The 13,475-nt window shown below is 47.6% G+C and carries 12 protein-coding genes, 3 tRNA genes and 1 pseudogene; 6 read left to right on the plus strand and 10 right to left on the minus strand.

What is annotated here, in order from left to right; genetic code table 11:
* Nucleotides 1-128 precede the first annotated feature (128 nt).
* From shiA to QUF14_RS12570, 3 genes are all read left to right on the plus strand, one after another.
* Nucleotides 129-1,445, plus strand: coding sequence for a shikimate transporter (gene shiA / locus QUF14_RS12560; protein WP_000381745.1), 1,317 nt, complete (start codon nt 129-131; stop codon nt 1,443-1,445).
* 101 nt (nt 1,446-1,546) lie between these two features.
* Nucleotides 1,547-3,001, plus strand: a complete 1,455-nt coding sequence (amn, locus tag QUF14_RS12565; protein ID WP_100733582.1) for an AMP nucleosidase — start codon at nt 1,547-1,549, stop codon at nt 2,999-3,001.
* A gap of 341 nt (nt 3,002-3,342) precedes the next feature.
* Nucleotides 3,343-4,059: a YebC/PmpR family DNA-binding transcriptional regulator gene (locus QUF14_RS12570; RefSeq protein ID WP_100733583.1), complete on the plus strand. Its 717-nt coding sequence runs from the start codon at nt 3,343-3,345 to the stop codon at nt 4,057-4,059.
* A 460-nt stretch (nt 4,060-4,519) separates the two neighbouring features.
* Here QUF14_RS12570 and QUF14_RS12575 read toward each other — a convergent pair.
* Nucleotides 4,520-4,595 (minus strand) — tRNA-Asn (locus QUF14_RS12575).
* A gap of 100 nt (nt 4,596-4,695) precedes the next feature.
* Nucleotides 4,696-6,183 carry a toxic metabolite efflux MATE transporter YeeO gene (yeeO, locus tag QUF14_RS12580; protein WP_077630159.1) on the minus strand — a complete coding sequence of 496 codons (1,488 nt, stop codon included), beginning with the start codon at nt 6,181-6,183 and terminating at the stop codon, nt 4,696-4,698.
* Nucleotides 6,184-6,343: 160 nt separating this feature from the next.
* On the opposite strand from yeeO, the gene QUF14_RS12585 reads away from it, so the two are divergent.
* A tRNA-Asn gene (locus tag QUF14_RS12585) sits at nt 6,344-6,419 on the plus strand.
* 37 nt (nt 6,420-6,456) lie between these two features.
* Here the strand turns inward: QUF14_RS12585 and cbl are convergent.
* Together cbl and nac are read right to left on the minus strand one after the other, a co-directional pair.
* Nucleotides 6,457-7,407 (minus strand): HTH-type transcriptional regulator Cbl, encoded by a 951-nt coding sequence (gene cbl, locus QUF14_RS12590; RefSeq protein WP_001011014.1) that lies wholly within the window; start codon nt 7,405-7,407, stop codon nt 6,457-6,459.
* Between the two features lie 101 nt (nt 7,408-7,508).
* Nucleotides 7,509-8,426: a nitrogen assimilation transcriptional regulator NAC gene (gene nac, locus QUF14_RS12595; RefSeq protein ID WP_001011468.1), complete on the minus strand. Its 918-nt coding sequence runs from the start codon at nt 8,424-8,426 to the stop codon at nt 7,509-7,511.
* Nucleotides 8,427-8,752: 326 nt separating this feature from the next.
* Here nac and QUF14_RS12600 point away from each other — a divergent pair.
* A tRNA-Asn gene (locus QUF14_RS12600) sits at nt 8,753-8,828 on the plus strand.
* Nucleotides 8,829-8,883: 55 nt separating this feature from the next.
* On the opposite strand, the gene ldtA is transcribed toward QUF14_RS12600, so the two are convergent.
* The 5 genes from ldtA to QUF14_RS12625 all read right to left on the minus strand — a co-directional run bounded on the left by ldtA (nt 8,884) and on the right by QUF14_RS12625 (nt 12,750).
* Nucleotides 8,884-9,819, minus strand: coding sequence for a L,D-transpeptidase (ldtA, locus tag QUF14_RS12605; RefSeq protein ID WP_138983887.1), 936 nt, complete (start codon nt 9,817-9,819; stop codon nt 8,884-8,886).
* A gap of 61 nt (nt 9,820-9,880) precedes the next feature.
* The gene (cobT, locus tag QUF14_RS12610; RefSeq protein ID WP_001194230.1) at nt 9,881-10,960 is read right to left on the minus strand and encodes a nicotinate-nucleotide--dimethylbenzimidazole phosphoribosyltransferase; all 1,080 of its coding nucleotides are present in this window, start codon (nt 10,958-10,960) and stop codon (nt 9,881-9,883) included.
* A gap of 11 nt (nt 10,961-10,971) precedes the next feature.
* A complete protein-coding gene (gene cobS / locus QUF14_RS12615; protein ID WP_024212257.1) occupies nt 10,972-11,715 on the minus strand; it encodes an adenosylcobinamide-GDP ribazoletransferase in 744 nt (247 codons plus the stop codon).
* Nucleotides 11,712-12,254, minus strand: a complete 543-nt coding sequence (cobU, locus tag QUF14_RS12620; RefSeq protein ID WP_000604785.1) for a bifunctional adenosylcobinamide kinase/adenosylcobinamide-phosphate guanylyltransferase — start codon at nt 12,252-12,254, stop codon at nt 11,712-11,714. The genes cobS and cobU overlap by 4 nt, the downstream gene beginning before the upstream one ends.
* Before the next feature lie 136 nt (nt 12,255-12,390).
* A complete protein-coding gene (locus QUF14_RS12625; protein ID WP_000543511.1) occupies nt 12,391-12,750 on the minus strand; it encodes a hypothetical protein in 360 nt (119 codons plus the stop codon).
* On the opposite strand from QUF14_RS12625, the pseudogene QUF14_RS12630 reads away from it, so the two are divergent.
* Nucleotides 12,729-13,025 (plus strand): annotated as a pseudogene (locus tag QUF14_RS12630) (EutP/PduV family microcompartment system protein); the annotation flags it as partial. The gene QUF14_RS12625 and the pseudogene QUF14_RS12630 overlap by 22 nt on opposite strands.
* Before the next feature lie 107 nt (nt 13,026-13,132).
* On the opposite strand, the gene QUF14_RS12635 reads toward QUF14_RS12630, so the two are convergent.
* On the minus strand, nt 13,133-13,462 hold the full coding sequence (locus QUF14_RS12635; protein ID WP_000450409.1) for a DUF496 family protein: 330 nt from the start codon (nt 13,460-13,462) through the stop codon (nt 13,133-13,135).
* Nucleotides 13,463-13,475 lie beyond the last annotated feature (13 nt).

Raw genomic sequence — 13,475 nt, forward strand, 5'->3', positions numbered from 1 at the left:
ATCAGCCATAAAATCATTTGCAGAAGCGCTCTGGCGCGGTAGTCTCATAAGGTTCGTTTATAGATCGACGGCAATGTGAGTTACCTTTTCCATACTAATTATAAAAAGACAGTACAAACAGGATCATTATGGACACCACGCTCATCTCCACTCGTCCCGATGATGGGACGCTTTCGTTAAGTCGCGCCCGACGAGCTGCGTTTGGCAGTTTCGCCGGAGCTGTCGTCGACTGGTATGACTTTTTACTCTATGGCATTACCGCCGCACTGGTGTTTAATCGCGAGTTTTTCCCGCAAGTCAGCCCGGCAATGGGAACGCTCGCCGCTTTTGCCACCTTTGGTGTCGGCTTCCTGTTCCGTCCGCTCGGCGGTGTCATTTTCGGTCACTTTGGCGACCGACTGGGACGTAAGCGCATGTTAATGCTGACCGTCTGGATGATGGGTATCGCGACAGCCTTGATTGGTATTCTTCCTTCATTCTCGACTATTGGGTGGTGGGCCCCCATTTTACTGGTGACGCTGCGTGCCATTCAGGGATTTGCCGTCGGCGGCGAATGGGGAGGCGCGGCGTTACTTTCCGTTGAAAGTGCACCTAAGAATAAAAAAGCCTTTTACAGTAGCGGTGTACAAGTTGGCTACGGAGTAGGTTTACTGCTTTCGACCGGACTGGTTTCATTGATCAGTATGATGACGACTGACGAACAGTTTTTAAGCTGGGGCTGGCGCATTCCTTTCCTGTTTAGCATCGTACTGGTACTGGGGGCATTGTGGGTGCGTAATGGCATGGAGGAGTCCGCGGAGTTTGAACAACAGCAACATAATCAAGCGGCAGCGCAAAAACGCATCCCGGTTATCGAAGCACTGTTACGACATCCCGGTGCTTTTCTGAAGATTATTGCGCTACGACTGTGCGAGTTGCTGACGATGTACATCGTTACCGCCTTTGCGCTTAACTATTCAACCCAAAATATGGGGTTACCGCGCGAACTTTTCCTTAATATCGGTTTGCTGGTAGGTGGACTAAGCTGTCTGACAATTCCCTGTTTTGCTTGGCTTGCCGATCGTTTTGGTCGCCGCAGGGTGTATATCACAGGCGCGTTAATCGGAACGTTGAGCGCATTTCCTTTCTTTATAGCGCTTGAAGCACAATCTATTTTCTGGATAGTTTTCTTCTCCATAATGCTGGCAAACATTGCGCATGACATGGTGGTGTGCGTGCAACAACCGATGTTTACCGAAATGTTTGGTGCCAGTTATCGCTATAGTGGAGCTGGAGTCGGATATCAGGTTGCCAGTGTGGTCGGCGGTGGATTTACACCTTTTATTGCTGCTGCACTCATCACTTATTTTGCTGGAAACTGGCATAGCGTCGCCATTTATTTGCTGGCTGGATGCCTCATTTCTGCAATAACCGCTTTGTTGATGAAAGACAATCAACACGCTTGATAGTCAGGCGAAGATCATCCGATCTTCGCCTTACACTTTTGTTTCACATTCCTGTGACATACTATCGGAAGTGCGGTAATTGTATGGAACAGGAGACACACATGAATAATAAGGGCTCCGGTCTGACCCCAGCTCAGGCACTGGAAAAACTCGACGCGCTGTATGAGCAATCTGTAGTCGCTTTACGCAATGCCATTGGCAACTATATTAAAAGTGGCGAATTACCTGATGAAAATGCCCGTAAAGAAGGTCTTTTTGTCTATCCATCACTGACCGTAACCTGGGACGGTAGCACAACAAATCCCCCCAAAACGCGCGCATTTGGTCGTTTTACTCACGCAGGCAGCTACACCACCACGATTACTCGCCCTACTCTCTTTCGTTCGTACCTGAATGAGCAACTAACGTTGCTTTATCAGGATTATGGTGCGCATATTTCTGTGCAACCCTCGCAACATGAAATCCCTTATCCTTATGTCATCGATGGCTCTGAATTGACACTTGATCGCTCAATGAGCGCTGGGTTAACTCGCTACTTCCCGACAACAGAACTGGCACAAATTGGCGATGAAACTGCAGACGGCATTTATCATCCAACGGAATTCTCCCCGCTATCGCATTTTGATGCGCGCCGCGTCGATTTCTCCCTCGCGCGGTTGCGCCATTATACCGGTACGCCAGTTGAACATTTTCAGCCGTTCGTCTTGTTTACCAACTACACACGTTATGTGGATGAATTCGTTCGTTGGGGATGCAGCCAGATCCTCGACCCTGATAGTCCCTACATTGCCCTTTCTTGTGCTGGCGGGAACTGGATCACCGCCGAAACCGAAGCGCCAGAAGAAGCCATTTCCGACCTTGCATGGAAAAAACACCAGATGCCAGCATGGCATTTAATTACCACCGATGGTCAGGGTATTACTCTGGTGAATATTGGCGTGGGACCGTCAAATGCTAAAACCATCTGCGATCATCTGGCGGTGCTGCGCCCGGATGTCTGGTTGATGATTGGTCACTGTGGTGGCTTACGTGAAAGCCAGGCCATTGGAGATTATGTACTTGCACACGCTTATTTACGCGATGACCACGTTCTTGATGCGGTACTGCCGCCCGATATTCCTATTCCGAGCATTGCTGAAGTGCAACGTGCGCTTTATGACGCTACCAAGTTAGTCAGCGGCAGGCCCGGAGAGGAAGTTAAACAGCGGCTACGTACTGGCACTGTGGTAACCACAGATGACAGGAACTGGGAATTACGTTACTCAGCTTCTGCACTTCGTTTAAACTTAAGCCGTGCCGTGGCAATTGATATGGAAAGTGCAACCATTGCCGCACAAGGATATCGTTTCCGCGTGCCATACGGGACACTACTGTGTGTTTCAGATAAACCTTTGCATGGTGAGATTAAACTTCCCGGTCAGGCTAACCGTTTTTATGAAGGCGCTATTTCCGAACACCTGCAAATTGGCATTCGGGCGATCGATTTGCTGCGCGCAGAAGGCGACCGACTGCATTCACGTAAATTACGAACCTTTAATGAACCGCCGTTCCGGTAATAAGTTCTGTTCCTTTTTATCAGGAATAGATGTGAAGGATTTAGTAAGTCATCCAGCAAATAGCCTGCAATAAAGCAGGCTGTTTGCTTCCTGGGGCGGATACGAGTTTTATTACAGCCTTAATGATTTCCATATATTAAAAGCAAGTATGCTTTCAAAACACAATTATAAAAAAATCCGCCAACAACATTAGTTTTTATGAGATTAAATATAAGATTATGGATTTAGAATATTTTTATTTCTAATAGACGAGATTTTTCCTGTTATGATATAATATGCTGAATTAACGCATGTTAACGATTTACCAGTAATGTAAATAAATTTTCGAGGAGATCATTCCAGTGGGACGTAAATGGGCCAATATTGTTGCTAAAAAAACGGCTAAAGACGGTGCAACGTCTAAAATTTATGCAAAATTCGGTGTAGAAATCTATGCTGCTGCCAAACAAGGTGAACCCGATCCAGAATTAAACACATCTTTAAAATTCGTTATTGAACGAGCAAAGCAGGCACAAGTTCCAAAGCATGTTATTGATAAAGCAATTGATAAAGCCAAAGGCGGCGGAGATGAAACGTTCGTGCAGGGCCGTTATGAAGGCTTTGGTCCTAATGGCTCAATGATTATCGCTGAAACCTTGACTTCAAATGTTAACCGTACGATTGCTAACGTTCGCACAATTTTCAATAAAAAAGGCGGCAATATCGGAGCGGCAGGTTCTGTCAGCTATATGTTTGACAATACGGGTGTGATTGTATTTAAAGGTACAGACCCTGACCATATTTTTGAAATTTTACTTAAAGCTGAAGTTGATGTTCGTGATGTGACCGAAGAAGAAGGTAACATTGTTATTTATACTGAACCAACTGACCTTCATAAAGGAATCGCGGCTCTAAAAGCAGCTGGAATCACTGAGTTCTCAACAACAGAATTAGAAATGATTGCTCAATCTGAAGTTGAGCTTTCCCCAGAAGATTTAGAAATCTTTGAAGGGCTTGTTGATGCCCTTGAAGATGACGACGATGTTCAAAAAGTTTATCATAACGTCGCAAATCTCTAATTATATTTTAAAGAAATCTGTCTTTATGGCAGATTTCTTTAATCTCATATAATTCGCATGAAAAATATAATGGTCAACCTATTATATTGATTATAAAAATCCCCGCCCGCAGAGAAATAACATTAATTGATATTCCAGGTCGTCTTTTCCTTCTTACAGAAGACAAAGCCGCAATTACGTATAGTTTCCCGATAAGGGCAAGACAGCGACATCCCGCATAAAGTATTTTTCTCTTTACCTTTGTTCGGTGCTGTATAGAACAGACTTTTAAGCCGTTGGTATGACCTTACTAACCGTGATGTCCACTGGGGGCAATTTGCTCATTGAACCATCAGGCTCGGTTAAGAGCACGAGATACAGGCATCAAAAAACCCGGCCACCTTTTTTTAGGTGGTCGGGTAAAAATAATTTCTATTTTTAGCTGCCTTGAGACTCATAAAGTTGTCTCAAAACTAAAATTTGGCTCCTCTGACTGGACTCGAACCAGTGACATACGGATTAACAGTCCGCCGTTCTACCGACTGAACTACAGAGGAATCGTGAGAACGAGGCGAATATTAGCGATGCCCATCCTTAATGTCAAAGCCTGTTTTTTAAATTTGAAATCGTTTGCTGAAATAATCTGCATTTTGTCGTTTATTCCGACATAACTGGCTTTTTTTCACACTTTTGTCGCTCGGGGCGAGGGTATTTCCATAGCCAACGTCCAGTAACCATGCGCCAGTAAAACAGCACGGCCCGCACAGCCCAGTCGGCAAACATTCCCATCCAGACACCAACCACACCCCAGCCAAGCATGATTCCCAGCACATAACCGACTACAACCCGGCAACCCCACATGCTCAACATAGAAACCCACATGGCGTAACGGGCATCGCGAGCCCCCTTAAATCCAGCGGGTAGCACCCATGAGGCAGACCAAATAGGCATAAATAAAGCATTTAGCCAAATCAGAATCACAACGACATGTTTAACCTGTGGATCCTGGGTGTAAAACGATGCCATAACCCCAGCAAAGGGAGCCGTTAGCCAGGCGATGGCCGTTAATCCAAGAGTGGACAGCCAGAACACATGCCGCAACTGAATCTCTGCTTGCGCTATCTGCCCTACCCCCAACCTTCGGCCTGTAATGATTGTAGAAGCAGAGCCGAGCGCACTTCCGGGTAAGTTGATAAGAGCCGCAATTGAAAACGCGATAAAATTCCCGGCAATAACACTGGTCCCCATCCCGGCAACGAACATTTGGGTTAATAACCGACCACTGGTAAATAACACTGATTCGACACTCGCTGGAATCCCAATCCCCATGACTTCCCAGATAATGCTAAAATTCAGCGGTTTAAAATAGCTCTTTAACGAAATCCTTAGCGCAGGATTAAAACCAATCGCCAGCACCCACAAAATTGCCACTGCGCCAATATAACGAGAAATGGTTAACCCCAACCCAGCCCCGATAAATCCCAGTCCCGGCCAGGAGAAAAGGCCGTAAATCAATATGCCGCTAATAATAATATTAAGAATATTCAGGCTACCGTTAATCAGTAGCGGTATTTTCGTATTCCCTGCACCACGAAGTGCCCCGCTACCAATCAAAGTGATGGCAGCTGCTGGATAACTGAGTACCGTCAGCTCCAGATAAGTCAACGCCAGTGCTTTAACTTCTGTCGTGGCATCACCTGCGACGAAATCAATAATTTGTTCGCCAAAATGATGAATAAGCGTTGCCAACAGTACGGCAAACAACGTCATGATCACCAATGACTGCCGCGTCGCCACCCTCGCTCGTCGTCGATCCCGCTTACCGAGACTAAATGCCACAACGACAGTAGTACCAAGATCGATAGCTGCAAAAAAAGCCATAATGACCATATTGAAGCTGTCCGCCAATCCCACGCCGGCCATCGCATCTTTTCCCAGCCAGCTGACCAGAAAAGTACTCAAAACACCCATCAACAGGACACAGGCATTCTCCATGAAGATAGGAACAGCAAGCGGGGTTATCTCGCGCCAGAACAACACCTTGTAGCTCTTGCGTTTGGCGTGCCAGCGAGTGCCGTGAACAACCTGGCGTAAAGCAGAGGAGATATTCAAAGCCGACCTTAATTGCAAAAAGTGAAACCACATTTCAAATGATGAGGGAGAATCAGCAAAGCTGCAAAGATTTTCGCCAACAAATTGTCTGCAAATGCAACAAACTGTTGATAGAAACGGCAAACAGTTGGGAAATTTAAAAATCGGGTTTGACAAAAGATTTTTCGCCGTTAAGATGTGCCTCAACAGCGATTCCTCTGTAGTTCAGTCGGTAGAACGGCGGACTGTTAATCCGTATGTCACTGGTTCGAGTCCAGTCAGAGGAGCCAAATTTCTGAAAAGCCCGCTTTTATAGCGGGCTTTTTGCTATATCTGATAATCAATTTCCTCTTCACTGTTCTCCATCACCTGGCGCTTGATATCCTCAACTGACAGTCCTGCATTACAAAGTTCCAGAAAGCGCCAGACATAGTTACGCTGAAGTTGTCCTCGCTTGAGTCCCAACCAGACAGTATTAGCATCGAAAAGATGCCGCGTATCCAGACGGATTAAATTCTTTTCCTCTTGTTCACCGCTGGATTGTTCGGCAACTAATCCAATCCCCAGCCCGAGTGCAACATAGGTTTTAATGACATCAGAATCCTGCGCACTTAATACAATATCTGCCAGCAAACCTTTGCGGACAAATGCGTCATCAATACGTGAGCGCCCCGTAATCCCCTGTCGGTAAGTGATTAACGGCCACTTCGCTATTGATTCCAGCGTCAACGGTATAATTTGCGTCAAGGGATGATCGAGTGGAACAAGCAAACTATGGTGCCAACGAAACCACGGGAAGGCGACGAGCTGCGGGTCATTACTTAAACGCTCGCTGGCGATACCAATATCAGCTTCGCCATTTTGCAACAACGTCGCAATTTCCTGTGGTGTACCCTGGATTAGCTCCAGCCGAACCTCCGGGAAAAGTTCGCGAAAAGCTTTAATGACCTCAGGCAAGCTATAACGTGCCTGAGTATGCGTCGTTGCAATAGTGAGAACGCCAGACGTATCGTTGGTAAACAGGTCTGCAAGCCGACGAACATTACTGGCTTCATTCAGAATACGTTCTGCAATGACCAGTAATGCTTTGCCCGGTTCAGTCATGCCCAGCAGTCGCTTACCTCGTCGAACAAATATTTCGATGCCAAGTTCATCCTCCAGTTCCCGAATGTGACGGCTGACGCCTGACTGTGAGGTAAAAAGCATATTCGCAACCTCTGTCAGGTTGTAATCCTGACGTGCAGCCTCGCGGATTATCTTTAGTTGTTGGAAATTCACGGTAAACTCCGGGCAGTTCAGATATCACGTTATTGTTAAAGTTTAATGCCCGGCATAACAAATAATAAAAACCCGCATCTTATTCCATCCCGATATAACGCTTAGCTCACCAATTGCCACTGCCTTTTTTCCATCACTGGAGAACTCATCACTGACATTAACAACTCTTTCACTGCTTGCGCCTGTGGTGATAAGTTCGCTCTGGCGGGTAAATTTAATGACAAAGAGAGACTCATTGAAGGTGTGGTAATGCGTGACATCCATCCGTTTACTGCGCCACATAACGAACGCGCGGCCGATTCGGGTAAGACTGCAACGCCCATGCCGCTGGCAATTGCTGCGGTAAGCGTGGCAATAGACTCAATTTCCCCAATAACTTTTGCTGTAAGCCGCCGTAGGGAAAAAGCCTCATCAACACGAAGTCTAACGGCACTGTAATCGCTGGGGAGAAAGAGGTTCATTTGTGCTATAGCATTAACATCAACGCTTTGCCCCGGACAATCTTGCGTTCCTACCAGGAAAAGATCTTCTTTCAGCAAAGCCTGACTGGAAACACCAGCCACAGGAGAATGCTCATAAATCACTGCCATATCGAGTTGGTGGCTCATCAGTTTTTCGTTGAGCACAGCACCGCTATTTTCATGGAGATAAATAACAATTTCCGGGAATTCAGCGCGAACCGCCTGCAATAAAGGCATGGTGATGGATGACGCAGCGGTTCCTGGCGCAAAGCCAATCGAGACTTGCCCCGATAATGCCTGACCAACGTTATGCACCGCCAGTTGGGCCTGCTCACACTGACGTAAAATGGCCCGCGCATGGGTATAGAGAATTTTTCCGGCGTCAGTTGGCGTAACGCCCCGTTTTGTGCGAATCAAAAGTTGTTGATTTAACTCACCTTCCAGTGTGGCAACCTGCTGACTGAGCGCTGGTTGTGCGATATGCAATACTTCAGCAGCCTGGGTCAGGCTACCAATATCTACAATTTTTACGAAGTATTTCAAGCGTCTGAAGTTCATGTTGCCTCCGGTGTTTAAGAATCGGCCCAAGTGCCGCCATTACTTACAACCAGAGTGCAAGATGCTTGCCAGTTTTATTTTGGCGTTGATGTACAAGCTAAGCAACTGTCAAATAAGAGATTATGATAGATTCGTCATTGGCTCCTTTAATCAGCTGTCGCGTTCCCCTGCCCTATAAAAGGAGGGTATGCACCACGATGGTTCATTACCCAATAAGATTGAAAGCTCACCACTTTGTTGAAATTGACAGCAAACAAACAAAAAAATGCATTTCACCCTTTGACATCACCATGCACTGCCATTAATATGCGCCCCGTTCACACGATTCCTCTGTAGTTCAGTCGGTAGAACGGCGGACTGTTAATCCGTATGTCACTGGTTCGAGTCCAGTCAGAGGAGCCAAATTCAAAAAAGCCTGCTTTCGAGCAGGCTTTTTGCTTTCTAATTAACAACGCTCTTAAAACATCTGTCTTGAACCAGAACTAATTTGCACAGGCATTCCTGATCGGCGCTGCAATGCAGCATTTGCGCGATTCACATCAACTTCTTGCCCGTTGATAAACGCCCGCAAAGATGGCGTTACTGGCAAAGGCACTTTTCGGTCTGACTCATATTCCGCACGGTTGCGCGACAGCGGCTCATGAACTTCCAGCCACTTTGATCCATCCGGTTCCGTTGTGTATTTCACTGGCTGATCAATAATTTGTACACGAGTACCTACAGGAACATTATCAAACAGATATTTGATATCGTCATTGCGCAGACGAATACAGCCCTGACTTACCCGGAGCCCAATACCAAAATTGGCATTGGTACCGTGGATGGCATATAGCCTGCCAATATAAATCGCGTACAGCCCCATGGGATTATCAGGCCCCGCAGGAACAAATGCGGGCAAACTCTCCCCTCGTTTCGCATATTCGCGCCGGGTGTTCGGCGTTGGCGTCCAGGTTGGTGCTTCTTGTTTACGTTCAACGGTAGTCACCCAGTTACGCGGGGTTTCTCGCCCAGCCTGGCCGATACCAATAGGAAAGACTTCCACAGTATTACTGTCTGGCGGGTAGTAATAAAGACGCATCTCAGCGACGTTAATCACAATCCCTTTACGAACAGTGGCGGGCAAAATTAGTTGCTGCGGAATGGTGAGTTGCGAGCCTGACTTCGGCAAGAAAACATCAGCGCCCGGATTCGCTTCCAGCATGTTACTTAACCCTTGCCCGTATTGTGCGGCAAAAGTCTCCAGCGGGTGGGTATTGTGATCAGGAACAGTTACAGTAAGCGACTGTCCCACTAAACGGCTACCCTCTGGAGGTAATGGATAAGTTACCGCCAGGCTATTATGGCAGGCAAAAAGTAGAGCAAATGAGCAAAAAATATTTACACGACGCATCATGTCCCTTTCCTAAGTCGCGAATACTATCCGATAAGTATAGCTTTTATCAGACTTTTCGTTTTTAACTGTTCAAATCAGAAGTCGTATTCCCCGGTAGAACAATATTACTGGCAGCAAGTTCGCCCATGCTGTTGTATATCGCACAGGCAGCTTCGATGATGGGCATCGCCAGAGCTGCGCCACTTCCCTCACCTAAACGCATATCCATATTGAGATAAGGCTCCAGCCCCAAATGCGACAACGCTATACGCGCCCCTTTTTCTGCCGACAGGTGAGAAGGAATGAGATACGGTTTGATTGCAGGAGACATCTGGCAGGCTGCGAGCGCGGCAGCATAAGAAAGAAATCCATCCAGCAACACCGGTAAACCGCAGGACGCAGCGCCTAACATCACGGCAGCCATTCCGACCAAATCAAATCCACCCACTTTTGCCAGGACATCAACGCCATCCTGCGGATTTGGTTGATTCAACGTAATCGCCCGTCGCACAACATCAATTTTATTAGCCAGTTTATCTGTCGGCAGGTTTGCGCCAATCCCAACCACTTCTTCAGGATCCCGGCCAGTGATTGTGCTCACTATCGCCGCTGCCGGTGTCGTGTTTGCCATCCCCAGTTCACCTACACCAAACAGCGTGACACCGTTTGTTGCCAGCTCCCGCGTATAACATATGACGTCCAAAAGCAACTCTTCAGCCTGACGGCGACTCATTGCCGGACCTGAAGCAATGTTGCCGCTACCTCGTGCGACACGCATGTTGATAAGCCCGGGGATAGGCTCAGCAGTATCAATACCAACATCAATTACGTGGACGTTAGCGCCCGCTTGTGCTGCCAGCACACACACGCCGGTTGTTCCGCGGGTCATATTTTCAGCCTGAATGGCTGTCACTTCTTTTGGGGAAATAGCGACCCCTTCCTCCCAGACGCCGTGATCGGCACACATAACCAGTACCGCTTTTTTGCCCACATGCGGTATGCCATTCAACCCCGGCATTCCCGCCAGTTGTACGCCAAGCGCCTCCAGCCTTCCCAGGCTACCAACAGGTTTGAGTAACCCGTCAATATGCCGTTGTGCACGCGACATAGCGGCAGGATCGATGGCAGGGATCGTATTCAGTAAATTGGTAAGTGTTTGCATGTCGCGTCTCTTTATAGCAGCGCCAGCAGAAAGATCAGTTCGCCAAGCTCTATGGCTGCCCCCAGCGTATCGCCGGTTTGCCCGCCCAGCGTACGTTTGAGAAGCTGACCGAGGATGAAAATCGCCACCATCGTCACCACCATAGCAGCCACACCATGCATACCTGGCAATAATACGGCAGCAAAAATAGCGGCTAAACCGAGTGTGACGCAGGTTTGTCGCCCATCAATTTTGCCAATGAACACATTGCCAAGCCCTTCTTCCCGGGCATAACGATGACGATACATCAATAATGCGGCAGTCCCACGGCTGACCGCACATGCTGCCGCCAGTGATGCAAGGATCGGTTCGCCACGCAAAGCCAGCTCGCTTAACACCAGAATCTTTGCCAGTACAACAAAAATCAATGCCAGACCGCCGTGGGTGCCTAAACGGCTATCACGCATGATTTCCAACATGCGATCGCGGCTACGTGCAGAAAATACGCCATCACAGGTATCAGCGAGGCCGTCCAGGTGGAATCCCCCGGTCATCAGCGCCAGCACAAGTACGCTAAACAATGCCGCCAGTGGTACGCCACACCATGCCTGCAGCACCATGAAGACCAGCCCGCTAATCGCGCCAAGCAATAATCCAATTAAAGGAAAAGTAATAATACCGCGAGAATAATGCTCGAAATCCAGTCCCTGGGACCAGCGACGCGGTACAGGCAGACGCGTAATAAATGAGAGCATCGCCCAAAATAATTTACTCATTTGATTTTTACTCCAATACCCGAAACCACCAGCCATACTTCATTTGCCGCAGCGGCCAGCTGCTGATTTACCCGCCCGGCAATATCACGAAAATGTCGTGCCAGACGACTCTCCGGCACAATCCCCATTCCCACTTCGTTAGTCACTAATACAACCTTTGCGGGGCAACGTTGGCAGGCAGCAATCAACGACTGAATCTCAGCATTAATCGCCTGTTCCATCGCCTGATAATCCCATTCATCAGGGTCTTTATCGCCGCCATAATCAAACAACAGATTAGTCACCATTGTGGTAACGCATTCCAGCAACACAGCCTCATTCGGGTTAATGTCTGCATGAATTAATTCATCAAGATGTTGCCAGCGCTCCACTGTGCGCCAGTGAGCAGGGCGGCCTTGCCGATGATGTTCTATCCGTGCAGCCATCTCATCATCAAGGATTTGCGAGGTGGCGATATACAGAACCTGTGAAGAGTCCCCAATAAGCGCCTCTGCGTGGCGACTCTTCCCGCTCCGTGCGCCCCCCGTCACCAAAATCATCCTACCGACTCCTGATTCAATTGTATGATGGTATTCATTGAACAGAACAATGGATCCCCCACCGTTGCTGACCGCAAAACATTTACGCGATTAATACTGCGCGTAATATAATTAAAAATCCAGCATTCTCAATCCATTACGAAAGAAGATGGCATTGCGGAATAGCCAGACTTCCTCGTGTTAACGTCCGACAAAATGCGTCATTGACAGCGGTTTCTCTGGAATGACAGATTTCATTCAGATAATGGATCAATGCTACAGCCCCACCAACCGGACCAGTCAGCAAACGGGCATTGTGTTCTGCAATCAAAATTACCGTCGTTCCCTCAGAATGAGGGAGCCATTCTGGTACGGATATCTCGCTTTCAGCTGCTATCAATAGCAGCACTGAATAATCGCTATACGAATCTGATAACGATTGCACAGGCCCACCGTCAAAAGGCTGGAAATCTTGCTGCCAGTCCTCACCAATAAAATCGCCGCCTTTACAGTGCATTGTTGGTCAGTGCCTGCGAAGCAGACATTATCGCGCTGGTACTTAATGCGGACGCACCGTGGTCCCCTTTTTCGCCAGGCTTTACCTCGTCAATGAATCGCCCTGTAGTTGGAGTAGTCACCAAAGCAGATTTAGCCAGCATGGAACAAATATCTTTGGTGAAAAGTTGGTTACGGGAAGCTGGAGCGCACAATGTGTTAGTAACCAGTGCGGTTAATAACAATGGAGTTGCAGAACTTTTTGCCTTGCTGCATACAGAAGAAGGCTATCGCTAATTTCAATAGGTTATCAGATGGGAATGATGACGGTGATACACAGAAAAGAAACAATGAGCAATGAGCAATGAGGGTTACCGGGCAACCCTCATTGAATAAAACAGGAATTACTTCGCTTCGCCGTTTTTCATTTCGCCCATAGCTTTCAGCTTTTTGGAGATATCGCGGCGTTCTTTGGAGAGCTCGGCATTTTTGATGATGTAATCGTCAACGCGATCTTCATAGTCACCTTTCATGCTGGCGATGATGCCCTGGATTGCTTCAACGCTCATCCCCGGCTTGATGTAATCACTCAGGTTGTCCAGCAGCAGGACGCGCTTCTGGTTGTCACGGATCTTTTTCTCAACGTCCTGAATTTCACGTTGCAGTTTGTTCTTACGACGGAACAGACGAACAAATTCCAGTACATCCTGGAATGAAGGCTTGGTAGTTTCCATTTTTATACCCCTG

This window comes from Escherichia sp. HH091_1A (genome assembly GCF_030295175.1).
GTDB lineage: Bacteria > Pseudomonadota > Gammaproteobacteria > Enterobacterales > Enterobacteriaceae > Escherichia > Escherichia coli_F.

Coding starts and splice junctions, on each gene's coding strand:
- QUF14_RS12625 (WP_000543511.1), bottom strand. CDS start 12,750: ATGCACTGTAAAGGCGGCGATTTTATTGGTGAGGACTGGCAGCAAGAT.
- amn (WP_100733582.1), top strand. CDS start 1,547: ATGAATAATAAGGGCTCCGGTCTGACCCCAGCTCAGGCACTGGAAAAA.
- QUF14_RS12635 (WP_000450409.1), bottom strand. CDS start 13,462: ATGGAAACTACCAAGCCTTCATTCCAGGATGTACTGGAATTTGTTCGT.
- yeeO (WP_077630159.1), bottom strand. CDS start 6,183: ATGTGGTTTCACTTTTTGCAATTAAGGTCGGCTTTGAATATCTCCTCT.
- cobT (WP_001194230.1), bottom strand. CDS start 10,960: ATGCAAACACTTACCAATTTACTGAATACGATCCCTGCCATCGATCCT.
- cobS (WP_024212257.1), bottom strand. CDS start 11,715: ATGAGTAAATTATTTTGGGCGATGCTCTCATTTATTACGCGTCTGCCT.
- ldtA (WP_138983887.1), bottom strand. CDS start 9,819: ATGATGCGTCGTGTAAATATTTTTTGCTCATTTGCTCTACTTTTTGCC.
- cobU (WP_000604785.1), bottom strand. CDS start 12,254: ATGATTTTGGTGACGGGGGGCGCACGGAGCGGGAAGAGTCGCCACGCA.
- nac (WP_001011468.1), bottom strand. CDS start 8,426: ATGAACTTCAGACGCTTGAAATACTTCGTAAAAATTGTAGATATTGGT.
- shiA (WP_000381745.1), top strand. CDS start 129: ATGGACACCACGCTCATCTCCACTCGTCCCGATGATGGGACGCTTTCG.